The following is a 19,950-nucleotide window of genomic DNA, read 5'->3' on the forward strand; positions in this document are numbered from 1 at the left end:
CGCGGGCCTGATGCTGAGGCTTGCCAGCAAACGGCTAGAGGTGTGGTCGCGGAACCACAAATTGGTCTGCTCAAGAAGATATCTCTCACTTGTGACTGCCGCTTCAATCGAGATGGTTGACATGTACAACTGAATGCCCGAAATCAATTCTAATGATTACGAGCCTGTGGTGATGTGGCATGGAATACAGAACGGAGGGCACCTCCGATGAAATCTATAGTCAACTTCTTGCGCTTGCTTGGCATTTTAGTACGCAGTGTACCGCAGCTCCGGAACTCCCCGGGCTGTCCTTTGTAGAGTTTTTGACGCTGCGCGGTATACAGCAAGCCCCTTCCTGTCCCACCCAAGCCATCTGTCATACTGTTGGTGTCTCCAAGAGTGGCGCGTCTCGCATTGTGAAAAGACTGGAACAACGCGGCTTTCTGAAAGTTGCGCCGGATGAGGTCGACGCCCGTATCAAGCGCCTGGAATTGACTCAGCTGGGGCAGGACAGCGTTGATACGATTTCTAGATATCAAAGTGATCGATTGGCAAAGATCATGAAATCGCTCCCTATAGAATTCGCCGGGCACTTCAGTCAAAATCTGCATATGGTCGTTGACGCCATTGAGCAGCAAAAAACAACGGAACTGGCCTGAGACACCTTTTTTGGTGCTTGAAGATCTTGAAGAAAGCTTTGCAATGACGACCTTGGCGCAGAATAAGTGGATGGGATTATGTTGTGATACTGTGCGCAACAACCTGAAAAAAATCCGCGTGGGCATAGAGAAAGAGTCTCTGAGAGTGGCATCTAATGGCCACATTGCTCAAACCGAACATCCACCTAACGTCGGGAAAGCTCTTACAAACAAGCATATCACCACGGATTTTTCAGAGGCTCAGTTAGAGTTCATCACGCCTGCAGTGAGTGACATGTCAGCAGGCATTCGCTTTCTGAAGGACCTCCATGCATTTACGGCGCAGCGTTTGGAGGCCGGTGAGTATTTCTGGAATGCGAGTATGCCGCCCGTAATCAGCAGTGATGACGAAATACCTATCGCCAGCTATGGCGAATGCAATGCTGCGCGCATCAAGACCCTCTATCGCAAGGGGTTGGCAAATCGCTACGGCAAGCGGATGCAGACGATCTCCGGCATTCACTACAACTTTTCGCTACCTGAAGAGTTGTGGCAATGCATGCATGTGCGAATGGGCGTCGGCGTATCTCTTCAGGACTTCCGCAGCGACGGGTATCTGGCACTGATACGAAATCTTCAACGCCACGGTTGGCTATTGCTCTATTTGTTTGGTGCCTCACCTGCCGTTGACATCAGCTACCTACCCGAAGGCTCTGAGCGCTTGAGTGCGATGGGGCACGATACTCTGTATGGCCCGTATGCTACGTCGCTACGAATGAGCGATATTGGCTACACCAGCGTGGTCCAAGGCAAATTGGATATTCGCTTCAACAATATGGAAGACTATTTGGACGGCCTGCGCGCTGCGCTGGGGACCTCCGAAAGCCTTTACGAGCAGATTGGGGTTGTGGAGGGTGATACCTACAAGCAGATGAACACCCATCAGCTGCAACTCGAAAACGAGCTGTACGGTTCTGTGCGACCGAAGCGAAACGCGCTTGGGGATGAGAGGCCGATCACGGCTCTATGTCGACGAGGCGTTGAGTACGTGGAGCTGCGCTCGATTGATATTAATCCGTTTCTGCCGGTAGGCATAGACGATGAACAGGCGAACTTCTTGAACCTGTTCCTGACCTTTATGGCCTTCGCGGACAGCCCAAGCATTAACGCTGAGGAGCGAAAGGCATATGCTCAGCGCACGGCTGTTGTTGCCGAAAGAGGACGAGAGCCGGGGTTGCAACTACCGGGTTACGAGCAGCAAACCACATTGGTAGAAGCCGCGAGGGAGCTGTTCAAAGGTCTTCAGGACATGGCGGTTCTGTTTGATGAGGTTCATGGCGGCGAGGCTTTTGGCGCTTCTGTAGCAGCGCAGCTCGCAAAGATTGAAAACCCTGAATTGACGCCATCTGCGCAGGTTCTTGAAAAGGTGCGCGAATATGGATCTCATCAGGCCTTTATCTCTGCAATCTCCGAGGCGCAAAGTTCGCACTTCAAGGTAATCCCGATGGACGAAGTGCGAGAGGCAGACCTCTCTACACAGGCCAAACAGTCAGAAGTGGAATGGGAGCGCTTGGCAGCGGAAGATATTGCACCGTTTGATCAATACCTTAACGCGCAAGCCGCCTATTTCTGCCCGCCCGGTTGTGGGAAATATTGAGCCTGAGCTGGAAGGGATGGGCTTTCCTAGAGACGGTTTCCGGAGAATAAAAACCGCCATACCATCTTTGAGGAAGGCCAACTGTCATATCTGCCAGACGGCTCGGCTGCACCATTTGGCTGGAGCTTTATGCTCGGTTCGTTCTTTATGTGTGCTTTGAAGAGTTCTCCGCCTTCTTCGAAGAGGTCCAGATTTGTACTAAAGAGTGCGCGCCGTTGAGGAGCTTTGCTGGCAGTCGAGATGACTTCTCCAGCATCGATCTTTTCTTCTATTCGGTGAAGTGTGACCCCGAAATTTGACTCTCGGCGCAGCAAGCCGAAGAACACGGGGTCCACTCCCCTGTTGCCCGGAAGTATGCCAGGATGGATATTCAAAACATCGTAGTTTTTGTTTTCCAGCGCATCAGCCGAGAAAATTTGATTGAAATGAACAGAAAGAACCACGTCAGGTTTAGCTCGCTCTAAGAACTCTTGCGTCTCTCTTGAGTTCACATCTTCTGTTTGATGAAGGGGGCATGCGAGTAGTTGTGCCCACCGGTCCATACCAAACCATTTTGGGACGTGAGGCAGCCGTAACCATGGGGTCGTGACAACCCCCAGATATCCAGCGTAGAGAACGCCTGTTCGCCGAACTAGATGCCAGACCCCTCGCCATCCACGTTCGCCCTTCTTCATCAGACGACTTGATGCGACAAGACCGACAAGTTGAATGCTCGGTTCAACCTGCAGCTTTTTGAGTACTGTATGGGTATAGACGCTGGACTTTGAACACACGACCACGCGCTTGATACCCTCCCCAGCCCCGAGAGGATTTTTGCTCATTTGATTACCGTTGCCCAGAATGTCGGGAGATCTAAACCGAAACCCGTTGGGAAGCCAAGGGGTAAGTTACGCCGTTCTTCTCCGCCTTGTGTAACCGTGGGGGAATGGGGATAAACGCCCCTGGCGAATTGACTGTGCCCATTGAAATCTTCGCTGCAGTCTCCTTTGCAGCCTGACGTCTCCCTGCCTTGTTATAAAGGGTCCCGCGGACCTGTATCGTTCCGGCAAGGGCGCGAACAAACGCGGCGAAAAGCGTGGGATCTGGTCTGGTGCCCATGGCCCAAAAGTTGTTTAAGGAACCCTGAAAGGTTAGCCCCGGGACATCATAGATAGTGGGCATTACCGCCATAGTGGGGGTTCCAGCTTTGAGCGCATCTAAACCAGCAGAGCTGTTGACCGTAACGAAGCCTTGTGAATTTTTGCAAAGAGACGTCAGATCGCCGCCATCGATGAGTTCTAGTCGGGCCGGTATCTCTAGTTCTTGAGAAATAGCTTCGACTGCGTCGCGCAGTTTTGCGCGCCTGAACTCTAAAGGATGGGTTTTTAAAATCAGCTTTGCATCTTTAGGCGCGCACCTTGCGAACGACTGTGCAATGTACTTGATAGCATCGCCCATCCCATTGAAAGGCGAGTGATCTCTTATCTGAAAATCCCCTTCCAACTGCAGCGCCACTAGATAGTACTTTTCATTTGCACCTATAAGGGTGTTCTGTCGCTTAAGGGCTTCCTTGGCACGTCGCTTTTTGCTCAACTGGCCTTGTAGCCACCCCGCGTATACTGTCGTCCAGCGCTCTAAGCGGTGATTGAGATAGTGCGGAAAGCTGCGATGAAACAGGGTATTAAAAAACGTAAATCGCAATTCCTGCATGACCTGAGACAGCATGGAGCCAGAGTAAATCGTACCATTGCGCACCTCGGGCACCTTGGCGGCAATTTCAAAGATAGCTGCAGGATCAGTTGGGAAGTGTGAGCAAGCAGAGCATGCTGACTTCTCGATTGTCATGTAATCGGGCCTGAGATAGCCGAGTTCGGTCGCATAGACTTCTATCCCCCGCTCCCGTGCAACTTTGCTCGCAATCTGATGGTAAAATCGCCGGTCGCCGTGCAAAACAATAGCGTTGACTTCTGTCCTGTCTAAAAAGGATGACAAGAAGTCCTCCCAGCTTGAAGGTGGATCTGTGAAATCCTCTGCGCCATCGTGATGCCAGTCAATGCGATCATTACCGCAAAAATTTATTCGGTGGACTTGATGTCCTTCAGCCTTCAAAAAAGACGCAATCTGAGAAAAGTAGTCTGAGAGCGGTCCCTGCAAAAAGAGTATGGACTTGGCTGGCTGGTGGCTCAGCATTTATCGCTCCAATAGCTATCGTCTGGTATGGGTACCCCTATCTTTCGAGCTCTTTCAAGGCGCGGGGGTATCTCTTCGTATGCGCCATGGCTGTTGACCGTGCCATTCACAAGGCGATCTGTGAACTCTTCTGCGGCTGCCTCACGTCCGGCTGGAGTAAAAAAGCTACCATGAACCTGTATGCTGGCCGCGAGCAGTTTTCGTAGGTCCTGGTTAAGCGCTGGATCTGGTTTCGTTGCGTTGTTCCAGAATTTATCTAGGGGCAGCTGGCATGTCAGTCCTTCTATATCGTAGATCGCAATTCCGAGCGTCTTGACGGGGATCCCCAAGTTGAGCGCCTGCAAACCTGTTGTTGAGTTCACCAAAACCGTGCCCTGTGAATGTGCCAGCAACTGATGGAGGTTTCCCCCATCGAGAACGCGTATGCGCTCACGGCACCCATAGTGGCTAGCAAGCCCTGATATAACCTTCGGCCAGTTTTCGCAGTTGTTATCAAATGGGTGTATTTTGAATACTAAGAGAGCATCTTTGTGAGCGTAGTGCTTAAAGCTTTGCATTACCTCATCTATCATCTCGGAGAGATGTACATAAGGCGAATGATGACGAATTTGATAGTCGCTTTGCATCTGTAGAGGCACCACAAAATAGGGCCGGTTTGACGCGGTTAGTTCTTCAACTATTTGGTCCGCCATTGTTTCTGACTTTGTTGACCGTGCCAGGCGCGGAATATAGCTAAAGTAATCTTTTATTGGGTGGTAGTACCTGTCTCTTTCGTAAAATGGATAGAGATAAGGGAAAAATACAGGGATTAGATTATAAACGACCTCTGATGTGGCTTCTTGAATAAAGGGGTGCGGATAACGGTCGCTAGGCCATTCAACCTGAACATTAGCTGCAAGGCTGCGAATTTTTTGAGGATCATCGGGGAAATGCGAATAAGCTCCCATACCCCATTTCTCAAGTGTTATCCAATCGGGTCTCAGATAACCAAACTCATAGGCGTAAGCGTTTATTCCCCGTTCACGTGCAATGGCCTGTGCTATTCGGTGATACGGTCGCCGGTCAGCGTAGTAAACTATGTCCGTTATTTGATGCAGGTCCACCAGACGTTCCAGATATTCTCGCCAGGAACGCAGTCGCCCCCAATAGTTGTGCGAGGGTGTTCCCATCCTAAACCACCAATCACCTAGTGACAGGTTTACAATCGAGCAATTATGGCCGGTCCTGCTCATGTGGTCGTATAGAGTTCGCCCGAAACGAGAAGGATGGGATTGCAGGAAAAGAAAACTCTTGCGGGACAATGTCAAATGTACGCCAATCTATATTTTCTTTTACTTTAGGTACTTTGATTATGATTGTGGTGCTCAATCGCCTCATCGACGCTGTCATGGAAGTGCAGCCTTCCATTGTTTAGAACACAGCCCATATCGCAAAGCTTTTTGATCGCGCCCATACTATGGGAAATCATCACAATATTCGATCGTTCCAGTTTTTGTTCAAACACTTCGTCACATTTGCGCTTAAAGCGGGCATCGCCTACAGCTGTGACTTCATCAATCAAGTAGTAGCGAAAATCGATAGCCATACTTACACCGAATGCCAGTCTCGCCTTCATGCCGCTTGAGTAAGTTTTGATCGGCAGAGTGAGTGACTTTCCCAGCTCGGAAAAGTCTTCAACGAACTCAATGACACGCTCCGTGTCTTCACCATACATGCGCGCAACAAAACGGATGTTTTCCATACCCGTCATGTCACCATTAAAGCCGCCGCCAAATCCAAGAGGCCAAGACACCTTAACGTGACGACGAATGGCTCCGGAGTCGGGTAGTTCTGCGCCGGCCAAGAGTCGCATCATCGTTGATTTGCCAGCACCGTTGTGGCCTAGAATGGCTACATTACGACCTTTGGGAAATCGAAATGAAACATCGTCAAGAATAACTTTGGTAACGCCCTTTAGGTGATAAGTCTTCGATACGTTCTGAAACTCTATCATTCTAAATGCGCTTCTTTCGATATAGTCGTTCTGCCCCTAATCCCACCAATAGAAGTACTAAGGTGATTGACAGAAGGTATGGCTTATCGAGTACCACACTGTTGTAATTCGGATAATATCCTTCTCGCACCCATTCTATGCAATGCAGAACAGGGTTCCATGAGATTAAGTCAACAAGTGACGAAGGGAATGCCGAAGGAATAAAAAATATGCCCGATATGAAAAACAGTGGCTTACTCAGAATGCCCTCAATTTGCTTCCAAGTAGCCCAAAGCCTCATAATGACGGCGTTTACTAATCCAGCTCCAATCCCGAGCAATGAGGTAGCAAGAACAGCCATTGCTATCTGGTCAGCGTTCCTTGGATAACTCGCAAGACCTAGAACAATCAGGGAGCCGTAGAATATGAGCATTATAAAAAGGTAGGTTGCAACGATCAGTAGAGCTCGTGCCAATACCACATCAATTTCGACTACTAGTGGATAAGAAAGCAAGCCACGAGTACTATCAAAAACACTCATAAGTGAACTCGATAGCTTTTTATAAAGCTCAAACGTCAAGAAACCGGTTGCAAAGAACAGCGCTAGACTATCTCCATAGGGCGGAACGCGCCCAATCATCGAGAAAAGACCAACCAACACGGCAATGCCTAACGCTGGATTCGCAATGGCCCAGAAGTAACCGAGTTGGGAGTTGCCAAAAGTCGTGCGGGTCTCTCGTAGTACCAGAGCGCCGACTACTCTCGTTTGGATTAGAAGAACGTTCTCCATTGCAGCCAATTCGTGTGCAGTTATCGAAGATGGTCTCTTACCGAGTAGACCATCAGAGTGCCAATGGACCAAACGATAATCAATCCAACAATCAAGAGGAGAGTGTTGGTTATTCTACGGGGATAGATGGCTTGTTCTGGAGTTGCTGGCCTTTCAAAGACAGCGAGATACCGCTGGAGACGATCAGCTTCCGCACGAGATTGTTCCAATGATGCAAGCGCTGCAACGTAGGCCTTCTGTGCAAACTGATTTTCCAGTTCCAATTCTTCGTAGCTGGCAATCATCGAAGAGAGTGGCGAGAGGCGATCTGCGTTCGGAAGTGAGCTATCTTCAAATTGGCCCCCGCCGCCAATTTCATTTTGACGTTGCTGAAGCTGGCCGAGAATGGCTTTTTCTTGGCGGCGCAGTTGCCTCAAAGTCGGCGAGCTCTCATCAATAGTGCCTTCCAGAGTGGCCAGGCGCGCGCGAGTATCGGTCAACTGTTCTTGCAAACGGGCAATTAGTTGAACTTGGACCTCCGCGTTAAGTGATGGATCAATCGCATTTTCGGTCTCTCTGAACTCAGACATGCGATTTCTAATCATCCTCAACCGAAGCTCTGCACGAGATACTTCTTCCTCAGCAAACCGTACAGTATCTTGTCGGGCCTGCTCGGAAATATCATTCACCAGTTCAGAAATGTATCCCAAAATGAGCCGACCAGCTCGTTCAGCATCTTGCGGTGTAAACGCTTCTACTTCAAAATTGATGATAGATGAATGAGTGTCGAAGCTAGCGGAGATCATCCACTCCCAGTAGTTTACCAAATCTTCGATAGGAAGGGCTGCGTCTAGTCGGTAGAAGAAATCCACATTGTCGGCGGAATATTTCTCCCGAATACCCATATCTTTCGAGAGCCGCTCTACAATTTCCCGACTATGTAGGTAGTCCATGACCATATAGGAATCAGTTGTCGTCGATCCAGTAGAGGCAAGGCCAGTGAATGCCCCAAGGAGATCTCCACCAACAGATGGGCCGTCCAAGCTTCTGATGGAAAATCCTGCTTTCGCGACATACCGGTCTGAAGCAATAAAAAGAAAATAGACGCTCCCCAGAAACGCCGGAATGACCACACAAACCAAAAATGACAACCAAAGTAGGCGACGTCGTTTCTGTTGAGGTCGAAGGCCCGCCATTGAAAAGAAGCGGATTGACTCTTTAACAGCCTTTTGGGCGTCTGGTTTCCCCCTGATAGGAAGCGGAATTACTGAGCCGCCCTTCCGTGAAGGTGGGGGCGGCGTGTCCTTGGCCGGGGCACCAAGATCCGTATTTCCGGTTTCTTTTTGTGATGTGCTCGTCTTTTGATCAACATTAGAAGCAACAGCCTGTGGAACCGGCTTTGGGGTTTCTTTGGGTTCTGCAGCGGTGGCGGGAGAAGGAGCAGCCTTTGCTTGTTCCGCGTTCACTATTTTCTCGCCTCCAATGGACTTCTATATTCCATCGCTAATCACGAAGGTCTTCATATTACTGCACCGAGAGTGTTAAAAATTAAACCCAACAGTTGTTGCAATTGCATCAAATACCCACGGCATCCTGCAAATGCTCCTGTTTTTAGAAATTAGGCACACGGTCCTTGGGGGCCTAAAAGCTTATAACAGTGGTCGAGCGCACTACGCCTGCAGTTGTACTTAGAATACGTGCAAATTTGGTCAGCTCTGCGCCATATGAGTTGGAGACGTATAAAATATCACTGTTTTGCACATTAAATTGCTGTGCCAAGAAATACGAGCCGGTCTGTCTCATGTCGATGCGATATACAACGGGGATCATACTGCCATCTTTTGTCCGAACATCAGGCTGCAGTTCGCGCACGAGGTCTGCGTCTTCATATCTAAACACGAACATACCCAAGCGGTCAGCAGAATTCTCTGAGAGACCTCCGACACGACCGAGAGCTTCAATCAAAGACACTTCACCTGCCTGTATTGGGTATTCTCCAACTTTAGAAACGGCACCAAAAGCCGTGAAAGTTTGAGGGTTGTGGCTTAAAATGATCTGATCACCAGGTCGAACATACACATTCTCGACTTGGCGCTCATATACGGTTTTCAACAATTGCTCCGCGCGCTTCTGGCCGCGAATGAAAGTAACGTAAGTTTCGCTCGCGGGTGTAGCACTTCCGCCAGCGCGGGCGAGTACATCGAGCAGGCGCTCACCATGAAGAGCCAAAGGGACTTGCCCGGGCTGGCGCACGTCGCCGTTGAGTGTTACCAAGCTGCTGGTGTTGCTCTTAAGCGTAACAATTACCTGAGGATTTGTAGCCTGCCCTTCAAGGGCGAGTTGAATTGCCTCTTGAAGATGAGACACGGATTTCCCGGAGGCGTGAACTTTTCCGATGTACGGAACTGTTATTGTCCCTTCTTGGCTTACCATAAACGGACCAAGCTCGGTTTTCGTACCCATCTGCCCGTCTGAGAACAGCCTGTCGCCTCCTTTTTCCCAAACGACCACTGAGACAACGTCACCAATGCCGACAATATGCCGTGGCGCCCATTTGGCACTTGAAAACTTCGCCCCTAATCCACTGCGTTGATGTGCAAGGATATGAGCCATTGTTCTCTCGTTGAGAGGTATAAGTTCAAATTGGAATGCTTCAGGTTCCACTTCTCGAGACTGCTCAACTATTTCTTGAGACATCGGGCCAGTACCTGGGACGAAACTACATCCTGAAAGGCCTAAAGCGCCAAGCAAAACGAGAAGACTGCCTAAGAGGCTTGGAGAGACATCTCTGAGTGTTGAGAACATCGTTTTAATCAAAACCATTCCAATATAGGCCGATTTGCGCGGCTAGCCCCTGAATCAGTACACCGAAAACTACGTTTTGATAGGATACCGTGCCAGTATTTACAATAAGTGACTGGTTAAAAATAATTAGTTTGAAATAGCGGTGTAAAACAGGTTGAGATCATACGTGAGGGCGGCTTTCTTAAGGGAGCGGACGGCAAGTAGCCTTGGTATGAGTCGGGATCGAAAAGGACGCAATCCATGCGCGTACTAATTACGGGGGCGAGCTCAGGCTTGGGGAAAGCCATAGCGTTGGAATTTGCTGAACAGGATGTTGATTTAGTGCTCATGGCACGGAGCAGCAAAAGGTTGTCGGAGGTTTGCACGCTCTGTGAAAAAAGGGGAGCGAAAACTTGGTCTTGTATCGCTGATGTGAGTGAGACCGAGTCTGTTCGCAAGGCGCTAGCGCCAATTTTGTCCGAGGGCGGCATAGATTTGGTCATTGCGAATGCAGGAGTTACCGGTAGTCATTCTGAGGATGGCTCGATTGAATCAGCAGAGGTCGCCTTAGCGCAAATCAATACAAATCTTGGCGGCGTCGTAAACGTGGTTACGACCGTGGCCCCGCATATGCAAAAAGCCGGTAAAGGAACAATCGTACTTATAAGCTCTCTGGCGGGCATGCAGCCTATTAAGGATGGGCCAGCCTATGGTGCATCTAAAGCGGGTATCATCGCCTATGGCGAAGCGATGCGCGAGTATCTGGATGACTACGGCGTCTTCGTTTCAGTGGTCTGCCCCGGATACATCAAGACCCCGATGGCGGATCTTTACAAGAGCTGGCGCCCGCTAGAACTTTCAGCATCGGCAGCCGCCAAGAAAGTTAGATGGGCAGTCGAAAAAAGGAAGCCGTTCTACCCGTTCCCCGCCCTGCTGGCGTTAAGTATTAGGCTGGGCTACCTGCTTCCTTGGAAGCTGCGCAAGAAGGCCGGGAAACGGTTCAATTACGAACGCTAGTTTTTAACCAGCCATCATGGTTGCTAAATGCTCGATGGATATTGGATTGGCGTCATAGTCATCCAGTGTCTTTCGAAGAGCGCGGATCGCAGTGTCTAACTGATCTTTACTATGCTCGCTTGTAATGAAAAAGCGAAGGCGCGACGCCTTTTCAGGAACCGCCGGATAGATGATTGGAAGCACATTGACGCCTTCTTCCAAAAGCTTGGCAGCAATGACCGTGGCTTTGAGTGAGTCACCAATCATGATTGGCACAACTGCACAGCCTTGGCTGACACCTGTATCCAGTCCTGCTGTTTTCGCCTCGGCGAGAAAGTATGCGCCGTTGGCTTGTGCCATGACAACGCGTTCTGGTTCACGCTCCATAACATCGATGGCCTTTGAGACACCAGCAGCAAGAACAGGTGACAAACCAACGCTGAAAACAAAGCCTGATGCGGTAAACTTGAGGTATTCCACCATGTCCTTGGAGCCCGCAATGTACCCACCGCAGCTGGCCAGGGTTTTGGAGAAGGTTCCCATCCAAATATCGACCTTTTTAGGGTCTTCGTGGAAGTGCTCCGCTAGCCCCCGTCCCTTTTCTCCAAGAATACCTATGGAGTGGGCTTCATCTACCATGAGCCACGCGCCGTATCGCTCCTTAATGTCGATAAGGCGCTTCAGGTTCGGGTAGTCTCCATCCATGGAGTATACGCCCTCAACGACGATAAGAACGCGTTCATGGTTATGGGCTCGAGATGCAAGCAGATTTTCCAGCGCCTCAAGATCATTGTGAGGAAATGCTTGACGAACGGCGCCTGCAAGCTTTGCACCCGTTACAATACTGTTGTGAATGTAGGCGTCGTGAAGGATCAGGTCATTGGGCTGCATCAGCTGACCGATTGCCGAAACGTTTGTCGCGTGGCCGCTGACAAATGCAACGGCATCCTCGACGCCATGAAGCCGAGCGAGCTTTGCCTCAAGTTCTGAATGGATTGGTCTTTCCCCGGCTACAACTCGGCTCGCGCTTGCAGATAGGCCATAGTGGTCTGCTGCCTGCTTTGCCGCTGCAACCACTTCCGGATGCCCATTAAGGCCAACATAGTCATAGCTTGCAAAATTCAAGTACTCTTGCCCATCTATGAGCGTTGTCGCTGCAGCCCGGGCATCGTGCGCACGGAAAAACGGGTTATCTACGCCCAAAAGATCTGCAGCGGCCCTCTGAATACGCATTTCCTGAAAACCAGGTAAAGAGGAGAAGGAAGGCGCTTTGCGTTTCCGTGGCTCTGCCGCCTTGAAGATTGCAGAGTCATTCGATGACGTCGCTTTTTTTCGCCGCACAGCTGCTAAAGCGGCTGCGCGTTCGCTCGTGCTCAGCAATTTTGGTGCTTTATGTGTGCTCATTGCAGAATGCTCGCCACCTTGTTTTCCTGGTCTTCCAGTGCTTTACGTAGTGCCGTCTTCTGTTCTTCACTCAAAGACGCATCCACATGCTGACCGGCAAGGTTCTCATGGGTTGAATCGAATGCCGATTGCGTTTCGCTCTCGCCTCCAACGCGCTTCAGAATTTGCGCTGCAAAGTCCTCAATGTTCGTGCCGCCAGTGATCGATACCAGTGGGATCTCGACACCAAACTTTTGTTGAATTCCCATTCGCAACTCGAGGCCCATGAGTGAGTCCATGCCAAACTCAGCAAGCGGTTTCGTCGAACTGATTTCGTCTGTGGGTAGCCGCAGGATGCGCCCAATCTCTCCAGCGAGCAGAGCTGAAATGATCTCAATCGCTTCCTTCTCAGTTTTGCCAGAAATCATCTGGTGGATATCCACCTGATCGTGACTGTCGCCTGCTGTACTGAATTGTTCCGACAGCTTGGTGAATGTCGGTGTTTTCAGGAGCGGCAGCGAAGAAAAAGCAGAGGGCCAATCGAAACGTCCAACATGGACAACTGCGCCATCCGGCGCGCCGTCGTCCTGTGAAAGCGCGGTCAGAAGAATATCAAGCCCCTCCCGCGCACGGATCGTTGCAGATCCCAAATGACGGGAGAGCTTGTCGGAGACATCTGCATTTCTTGCCAGAAAGCCGACATCGCCGATTGCTCCCCACCCTACGGCTATTCCTGGGAGACCTGCCTGCCGACGTTTCCGAGCGATGCCCTCCAAAAAGCCATTTGCTGCCACATAGTGGGATTGGCCGGGGTTCCCGATCATTGTTGTTGCTGAAGAAAACAGAATGAACTGTTCCAAGGGATCGTTGCGGGTCAGCTCGTCCAGCAGTTGGGCTCCCTCCACTTTTGGAGAAAGAACTTTCTTGAAACGCTCTTCATCAAGTTGTGTAAGAATACCATCGTCAAGCACCATCGCCGAATGAATGATACTCTTGATAGGGCCCTGCTTTCGAAGGGACTCAAGCAGATTTGCCAGGGCCGAACGATCAGTTACGTCGCACGATTTGACTTTGACAGAGACACCGCGCGAACCAAGGTTGGCAATTACGCGTTCATGCTCGTCGCTTACAACACCACTGCGGCTTGTTAGAACGATTTCCCGTGCGCCGTTATCTGCCAGCCAGGTAGCGATTTCTCCGCCGAACCCGCCGAGCCCCCCAATTACCAAGTGAGACCCTGCCGAAGAAAACTGGATGGGCTTTCTTTGCGGTGGTACCAGGATCTCATTGCTCTGTGGTGGAACAACCAGAATCTTGCCAATGTGGCCTGAGCGCTGCATGAGACGGAAGGCATCTTGCACACTTCTTGCCTCAAACCGACGGTGCGGTAGTGGAGTGAATGTGCCGTCCGCCAATAGCTCGAACACTTCCTTGATCAGCCTGCCGGTTAAGTCCTGATCAAACAAAAGGATTTGATCGAGATCGATGCCGAAGTAGGAGAGGTTTCTACGGAAAGGGCGCAGCCCTATCTTGGTATTGGCATAGTAATCTCGTTTGCCCAGTTCAAGGAAACATCCAAAGGGGCGAACCGTTTGAAGGCTGCGCTCCATGGCCTCCCCTGCAAGAGAGTTAAGTACCGCGTGCACACCTTCGCCACTGGTAATTTCCATAACTTCCCGTGAGAACTGAAGCGATCTGGAGTCAAGAACATGATCCGCGCCGAGAATCTTCAAAAGATCCCGCTTTTCGTTTGAACCGGCGGTCGCAATTACTTGAGCTCCTGCCCATTTTGCAATCTGGAGCGCTGCTAGTCCTACACCACCGGCACCACCATGAATCAATACCCATTGATCTTCACGAAGGTGACCCAAGTGGATCAACGAATAGTAGGCAGTCAAAAAGGCTACGGGTACACTGGCTGCTGCAACAAGGTCCTGGCCTTCAGGTATAGGGGCAACAGAAAATTCTGGTACGGAAATGTGAGTTGCAAACCCTCCAGATGAGAATGCAATAACCTGATCTCCTGGCTTCACACTGGTTACAGCGCTGCCCACCCGCGTCACGTGACCGGAGACTTCAAGGCCGAGAGACGGGCCGCCGTAGCCGTCTTCCAATGCCTCTTCCGGCAACATGCCGAGGGTCCACATTACATCTCTGAAGTTCAGCCCCGTAGCTGCCACTTCAATCTCCACCTCGTTCGCTTCAGGTTCTCTTCGCTCAAAAGAGTGCCATTGCAAATTGTCCAGAGATCCTGGCCGATCAAAAGACAAAGCCATGGTTTTTGCTGGCTGCCACGACTTCTTGGAAAAGCCCCTGACCGCTCTTGGTACAACCAAACTGTTGTTGTTTAGCGATGCTTCGCGCTCATCGCCGAGCTCGCCAATCGCTGTCAGAATTTGTGCCGCAATCGTCTTTGCCTCTTTCCTGAAATCAACATCAATCAGCGTAGGTTTCAGTTCGGGGGCCTCATTTGCAAGCGTTCTACCAAATGCCCATATGGCGCTTTGCACTGGTGAGATGTGCGCCGGTGATGGAACAGTAGGCCCGCCACTTGCGACCAAAACGCATTGAACCTGCCGTCCTTTACTTGCTTTGGCCAGCGCCATGTAAACCAGAGCACGTTCAGCGATTTGATCTTTAGCTGTATGGTCAATTGCCATCGAACCAAACAGATCAATGATGCGTGTATGGCCTGTGGTGCCCATCTCAGAAAGCAGTGCATCCCAATGCTCTTCGGCCTTCGCATCAAAAGCGTTGCCATCACTTACCAAGTGCTTAGCTGAGATGCCCTTGGCCAGAGCCCCATTTAAAAGAGCGCATGCAGTTTCGAGTTCACCGTGCGTGCCCCCTGACAGAATTAGCCAGGTTTCCGGTTCATGTTCCGTATTTGTAGTGTCAGATGAGGAAGATAGCTCAACCTTTGTTGCGGTTACAAATGACAGATTGGCTCCGCTGATGACTTTTTGAGAAGCTTCGATCTCGGCAAAGCCATTAGTGCGTAGGTGCATTGCCCAGCCCTGAGCACTCATCATTGGCCCCATCGGAAAGTCGGGCGAAACGCTGTTTTCGAACCAATGCGGTTTTTTCCCGAAAACAACATCTTGAAGGGTTTCTGAGGCACCTTCCACTGCAACAAAACGGCCATTTACCGCCAACGCTTCTGCAAGCTTGTTGAGCGGGTTTTTGGCCGCGCTGAAATGATGAAGCCTACCGGTGGAGATGATCAGATCAAATTTGCGACCATCAAGCACTTCTCCCCATCCTTCGGATACATCGCAAACTTCAATGTCTGCACCGGCTTCTACCGTCGCTTGTAGACGGGCAGCGCTTTTGTGATCAGGCTCGGCGATAACTATCGATAGGAGACTTGAATCTACCCGGTTCGATATGAAGCGAGCCAAACTCAATCCGGAGCCTGCCAGGTCAAGTATGCGAAGCGGATCCCCACCTTGCCAAGCATTCAGGAAGGGTACGATCCAAGCTTCAGCTGTGGCCGTACGAGCCAGCGCTCCCGGTGATGAGAACCAAAAGTGGTCCAAGAGGGCTGCAGATGGCTCTTCCTCCGGTGATTGCGGCGGCACTCCCAGATTGGACAACCCCCGGCGGGCGTACGTCAACAAAGAAGCACTGGCCACTTCGTCAGGATTGTCGTGCATGACGCTACGGATAAGCACATCGTATTCAGGCAGATCGAAATCATCCTGAAGTTCAAAACAATCATCGTCGGTCTGTGAAACAGCTTCACTCTCGATTAGGATCTGAATGAGCTGACGAGCGAATGTCTTGTTTTCAATTGGAATGCTAGAGAGATCAACAGTGCCATTGTTATCGGCTAGTTGACGAATTGCATCATACGCAGTGCGTTGCGCAGCTGCTTCAAGAAGCAACTGACTTTCACGCTCTCGATCTTCCAGAGAAAGGGTAGAATTTCCCCGCGAGAGAACGGTTTCGAGAGCACCAATGGTCAGATGCTTGGCTTGTTCTGCTGGTACGGCATAGGTACGCAGCGGGAGGTGCTTGGGCTCAAACCGATAAACAAGATCCGCAGGATTGTCACGTCGACCGAGCTCAGTCGCTCTGAAACGACCCCCAACGATACTGCAGAGAAGATCGCCGTCTCCATCATAAATCAGGAAATCTGCATGTATAGATCGTGGTGATACGCGTTTGACGCGAATATCTACCAGTTCTGGCGATCCACCTGACTTCACCTGTCGAATGGAAGCAAAGTGGATGGGAATGTAGGCTTTGCCAGCGCTGTCGTGGTCGCTGAGCGCTTCAAATAGCGCCAGAAGGCCGTGGAAGCAGCCATCCAGCTCAGCCGGGTGAATGTTGTAATTGCCGCGATCAAATCCGCTTTCTTCTAGTGTACTGAGTTGTACGCGATAACGTCCTTGTGCAAGCTTTGAAATAATCTGCGCGCGCTGGAAGTGAGGGCCAAATTCCAGGCCGTGTCTACGGGCGCGTGCGTAAATTTCCTCTCCAGAAGCAATTAACTCTGCAGGACGTTGGTGATCCTGTGGTCTTTTTGGTTCAGCTGGCACTGCACGATAAACGCGGCCAGTTGCGTTCAGCATCCAAGCATCATCGCTCAAACGACGTCTGCTGTAGATCTCCACAGTCCCGGTTTCTGGGAAGACGCGTGTCTGAACTTCTGTGAGGTACTCCTCGCTAAAATGCATTGCCTGGAGCAAGTCGACTGTTTGAACTTCAATCTCATCTTGCCCGTAGACATGTCGTCCAGCTGCGAGCATCATCTCGACATAACCGGCACCAGGGAAAATATCCTGCCCGTTGACCACATGGTCCGCCAGAAACAGGACGACCTTGGTATCCAAGTGCGTCGTCCAGACGGTACTTTCTCCATCGGTTCTCCAACCAAGGAGATCGTGATCGCCTCCACGGAAGAGTTCGATATTGCTCTCGCCAGTGCTCTGAAACCGAAAACGTTTGTGCTGGAAGGTGTAAGTTGGGAGCTCTACAGGCGAGGATGGATTCGCGCCGAACAGAGATTGCTCATCGACAACGGCGCCGTTTGCCAACGCGTTGGCAACGATTTCCAGTATTGGGTCTGCCGCTTCTGAGTCGGTTGTCTGGAGTGTGTCGATAATCTTAGCAGATACCGCGGCCTCACTTGAGACCTGACGCAGGTATCCCTGCAAAATTGGTTTTGGGCCAATTTCTATAAACAGTGTGGCTCCATCGCGCAGGATGCTGTCAGCTGCCTCTGAAAAGCGTACGGTGTTGCGAAGGTTCTGCCACCAATAGTCAACGGTAAGATCGGTGCCAGTAATTGCGTCGCCGGTGACCGTTGAGTAGAATGTGACCGACGCCGTAGCAGGGTTGAGCGCCTGCATTGAAGCTCTAAATGGCGCCTCTACAGGTTCAATCAACGAGCTGTGAAATGGATAGTCGAGAGCGACTTTACGAAGTACGTAGCGTTTTGACTTAGCAAACTTTGCAAAAGCGTCCACATCTTCGTAAGAGCCAGAAATAGTTACTGATTTCGGGCTGTTAATGGCCGCGACTTCCAGACTTTTCAAGCCACTTTCACGGATTGCGGCCTCGGCTTTGTCCGCTGGTAGTACCAGAGCAGCCATTGTGCCGCTACCGGCTACTTTCTCCTGATGAATAGAACGATTGTAGACCAGACACACCGCTTCTTCCAAAGGCAGACACTGAGCTACTGCAGCCGCGGCGACTTCACCAATACTGTGCCCGAACACCATGTCTGGTTTCAAACCGTATGCCGCCAGGGCATCGCAAAGGGCTACCTGAACGGCGAACAGGAGAGGTTGTGCTACACTTGTTTGCTTAAGCCGTGCCTCCAATTGCGGGTCTGTAAGTGCTTCGCGGAGAGACCAGCCTGCCAGGGGGCGAAAATACGCATCAACCCTGTCGAAAGTGCTGGCGAAAGCAGAATTGCGTTCATAGGCGTTGACGCCCATGCCTGCCCACTGCGCGCCATTTCCTGCAAATGCGAATGCACACTTTCCTGTGGCGCTTTCGCTAGTTGCATGGATTACGTTGTCTGCCTTCTCATCCTCAGCAAAAGTCTTCAGTGAGGAAATGATGCTCTTCGTATCATTCCCAAGAACCATCAGCTTTTCTGAAAGTGACTGCCGGCGATGGTAGGCAGCGGCTTTGAATACGTTGAGGTCTGTTGTGTTTGTCGACTGCAGCCGCTCCGCATAGGATGAGGCAAGGTCGCGAAGCGCGTCTTTTGTTTGCGCTGACAACATCAAGATGCTGGCCTGACAAGGACCTTCACTCTCCAAAGGGGGGGCAGAGGGGTCGCTTAGAATGACATGGGCATTGGTGCCACCAAAACCGAAGGAGTTTACGCCTGCATACCGTCGCTTTTTGCCCGCTGTCAGGGCGAGGCCTTCTGAGGCAACAGATAGATTGAGACCGGCAAAATCAATATCTGGATTCGGTGTATCAAAGTGCAGGCTAGCTGGAAGATAGTTGTTTTGCAGCGCGAGTATCGACTTGGCGACACCAGCCAAGCCCGATGCGGGTTCCAAGTGACCAATGTTTGTTTTTATGGAGCCAATGGGCAAAGGAGTAGTGCGCGCTTGCCCCAAAACGCGGCCGATCGAGCCTGCTTCTGCTGGGTCCCCTACCCGTGTACCGGTTCCATGTGCCTCGATAAAAGCAAGGTCTGTGGGCTTGATGCCATTCTCTTCATAAATTCTTGCAAGGAGCTCGGCCTGGTAATCCTCGGATGGCAACGACATGCCAACAGTGCGGCCATCTGAATTCACATCCACGCCGACAATATCAGCATGCGATTTTTGGCCTTTCCAGCGAGCGGCGTCGCTTCGACGCAGAACAAAAACTAACCCGCCTTCGGCCCGCACATATCCTTTTCCATCGGCATCAAAAGCCTTACACAGACCATCTGGTGACAGCATTGTTGCTTGCGCGAAGCCAACGAATGGGAAGGGGCTTGCGAGGACGTTTACGCCTGCGACCACGGCCGTGTCGATGCGCCCGGAGTTCAGAGCGTTGACGGCTTCATTCATAGCCACCAGTGAAGAGGAGCACGCAGTATCGACCGCGAAGCTGGGGCCTTTGAAATCGAAAATGTAAGAGAGGCGGTTCGCGATAATGGACAGGGTATTGCCTGTCATGAAATGGCCGGTAGCGACGCTGGGATCAAACAGGCTCTCCGCACCATAATCCAGAGCGGAGGTGCCGACAAACACACCAACATTTTCACCCGCTAGGGAAGATGGCGCGACGCCAGCATCTTCGATGGCTTCCCACGTAAGTTCCAATAGCAGACGCTGTTGGGGATCCATTTGCTCTGCTTCACGAGGCGAAATGCCGAACAGAGTTGGGTCGAAACCCCAAAGATCATCCAGAACCCCGGCCGCAAATGTGTAGGTCTTGCCAGCTTCAGAGTACCTTGGATGGTAATAGCGAAAAGAATTCCAGCGGTCCTGCGGTATTTGGGTAACCGAACACGCACCGTTTTTTAAGAGTGACCAGAGTTCAGACTTGTTTGAACCACCGGGTACTCGCAGGGACCAACCAACAATTTCAATCACTTTTTAACCCGCTTTAATTCACAGCAATGTCAGACCGCGCCACCGGT

The 19,950-nt window shown here is 51.0% G+C and carries 12 protein-coding genes; 3 read left to right on the plus strand and 9 right to left on the minus strand.

The annotated features are described in order from the left end of the window. Nucleotides 1-179 precede the first annotated feature (179 nt). Nucleotides 180-638 (plus strand): MarR family winged helix-turn-helix transcriptional regulator, encoded by a 459-nt coding sequence (locus tag PUV47_RS16930; RefSeq protein ID WP_274219771.1) that lies wholly within the window; start codon nt 180-182, stop codon nt 636-638. Between the two features lie 70 nt (nt 639-708). Then, nucleotides 709-2,274 carry a glutamate--cysteine ligase gene (gshA, locus tag PUV47_RS16935; protein WP_274219857.1) on the plus strand — a complete coding sequence of 522 codons (1,566 nt, stop codon included), beginning with the start codon at nt 709-711 and terminating at the stop codon, nt 2,272-2,274. A 26-nt stretch (nt 2,275-2,300) separates the two neighbouring features. On the opposite strand, the gene PUV47_RS16940 is transcribed toward gshA, so the two are convergent. From PUV47_RS16940 to PUV47_RS16970, 7 genes are all read right to left on the minus strand, one after another. Next, nucleotides 2,301-3,095, minus strand: a complete 795-nt coding sequence (locus PUV47_RS16940; RefSeq protein ID WP_274219772.1) for a formyltransferase family protein — start codon at nt 3,093-3,095, stop codon at nt 2,301-2,303. 31 nt (nt 3,096-3,126) lie between these two features. Next, a complete protein-coding gene (locus tag PUV47_RS16945; RefSeq protein WP_274219773.1) occupies nt 3,127-4,443 on the minus strand; it encodes a capsule biosynthesis protein in 1,317 nt (438 codons plus the stop codon). Next, on the minus strand, nt 4,437-5,612 hold the full coding sequence (locus PUV47_RS16950) for a capsule biosynthesis protein (protein ID WP_274219774.1): 1,176 nt from the start codon (nt 5,610-5,612) through the stop codon (nt 4,437-4,439). Before PUV47_RS16950 ends, PUV47_RS16945 begins: the two co-directional genes overlap by 7 nt. A gap of 167 nt (nt 5,613-5,779) precedes the next feature. Beyond that, a complete protein-coding gene (locus tag PUV47_RS16955) occupies nt 5,780-6,436 on the minus strand; it encodes an ABC transporter ATP-binding protein (protein WP_274219775.1) in 657 nt (218 codons plus the stop codon). Between the two features lies 1 nt (nt 6,437). Next, entirely contained in the window at nt 6,438-7,205 is a 768-nt protein-coding gene (locus PUV47_RS16960; protein ID WP_274219776.1) for an ABC transporter permease, read from the minus strand. 20 nt (nt 7,206-7,225) lie between these two features. After that, entirely contained in the window at nt 7,226-8,650 is a 1,425-nt protein-coding gene (locus PUV47_RS16965) for a lipopolysaccharide biosynthesis protein (RefSeq protein WP_274219777.1), read from the minus strand. Nucleotides 8,651-8,825: 175 nt separating this feature from the next. Further along, nucleotides 8,826-9,881 carry a polysaccharide biosynthesis/export family protein gene (locus PUV47_RS16970; RefSeq protein ID WP_274219778.1) on the minus strand — a complete coding sequence of 352 codons (1,056 nt, stop codon included), beginning with the start codon at nt 9,879-9,881 and terminating at the stop codon, nt 8,826-8,828. Between the two features lie 348 nt (nt 9,882-10,229). On the opposite strand from PUV47_RS16970, the gene PUV47_RS16975 reads away from it, so the two are divergent. Continuing rightward, the gene (locus PUV47_RS16975) at nt 10,230-10,985 is read left to right on the plus strand and encodes an SDR family NAD(P)-dependent oxidoreductase (protein ID WP_274219779.1); all 756 of its coding nucleotides are present in this window, start codon (nt 10,230-10,232) and stop codon (nt 10,983-10,985) included. 3 nt (nt 10,986-10,988) lie between these two features. Here PUV47_RS16975 and PUV47_RS16980 read toward each other — a convergent pair whose 3' ends face one another. Both PUV47_RS16980 and PUV47_RS16985 read right to left on the minus strand, forming a co-directional pair. Further along, nucleotides 10,989-12,368 (minus strand): aminotransferase class I/II-fold pyridoxal phosphate-dependent enzyme, encoded by a 1,380-nt coding sequence (locus PUV47_RS16980; RefSeq protein ID WP_274219780.1) that lies wholly within the window; start codon nt 12,366-12,368, stop codon nt 10,989-10,991. Further along, nucleotides 12,365-19,903 carry a type I polyketide synthase gene (locus tag PUV47_RS16985; protein ID WP_274219781.1) on the minus strand — a complete coding sequence of 2,513 codons (7,539 nt, stop codon included), beginning with the start codon at nt 19,901-19,903 and terminating at the stop codon, nt 12,365-12,367. Before PUV47_RS16985 ends, PUV47_RS16980 begins: the two co-directional genes overlap by 4 nt. Nucleotides 19,904-19,950: the final 47 nt, after the last annotated feature.

It is taken from the genome of Pseudovibrio exalbescens (assembly GCF_028737195.1).
GTDB classification, from domain to species: domain Bacteria; phylum Pseudomonadota; class Alphaproteobacteria; order Rhizobiales; family Stappiaceae; genus Pseudovibrio; species Pseudovibrio zosterae.

Coding starts and splice junctions, on each gene's coding strand:
- PUV47_RS16930 (WP_274219771.1), top strand. CDS start 180: ATGGAATACAGAACGGAGGGCACCTCCGATGAAATCTATAGTCAACTT.
- gshA (WP_274219857.1), top strand. CDS start 709: ATGGGATTATGTTGTGATACTGTGCGCAACAACCTGAAAAAAATCCGC.
- PUV47_RS16940 (WP_274219772.1), bottom strand. CDS start 3,095: ATGAGCAAAAATCCTCTCGGGGCTGGGGAGGGTATCAAGCGCGTGGTC.
- PUV47_RS16945 (WP_274219773.1), bottom strand. CDS start 4,443: ATGCTGAGCCACCAGCCAGCCAAGTCCATACTCTTTTTGCAGGGACCG.
- PUV47_RS16950 (WP_274219774.1), bottom strand. CDS start 5,612: ATGGGAACACCCTCGCACAACTATTGGGGGCGACTGCGTTCCTGGCGA.
- PUV47_RS16955 (WP_274219775.1), bottom strand. CDS start 6,436: ATGATAGAGTTTCAGAACGTATCGAAGACTTATCACCTAAAGGGCGTT.
- PUV47_RS16960 (WP_274219776.1), bottom strand. CDS start 7,205: ATGGAGAACGTTCTTCTAATCCAAACGAGAGTAGTCGGCGCTCTGGTA.
- PUV47_RS16970 (WP_274219778.1), bottom strand. CDS start 9,881: ATGTCTCAAGAAATAGTTGAGCAGTCTCGAGAAGTGGAACCTGAAGCA.
- PUV47_RS16975 (WP_274219779.1), top strand. CDS start 10,230: ATGCGCGTACTAATTACGGGGGCGAGCTCAGGCTTGGGGAAAGCCATA.
- PUV47_RS16980 (WP_274219780.1), bottom strand. CDS start 12,368: ATGAGCACACATAAAGCACCAAAATTGCTGAGCACGAGCGAACGCGCA.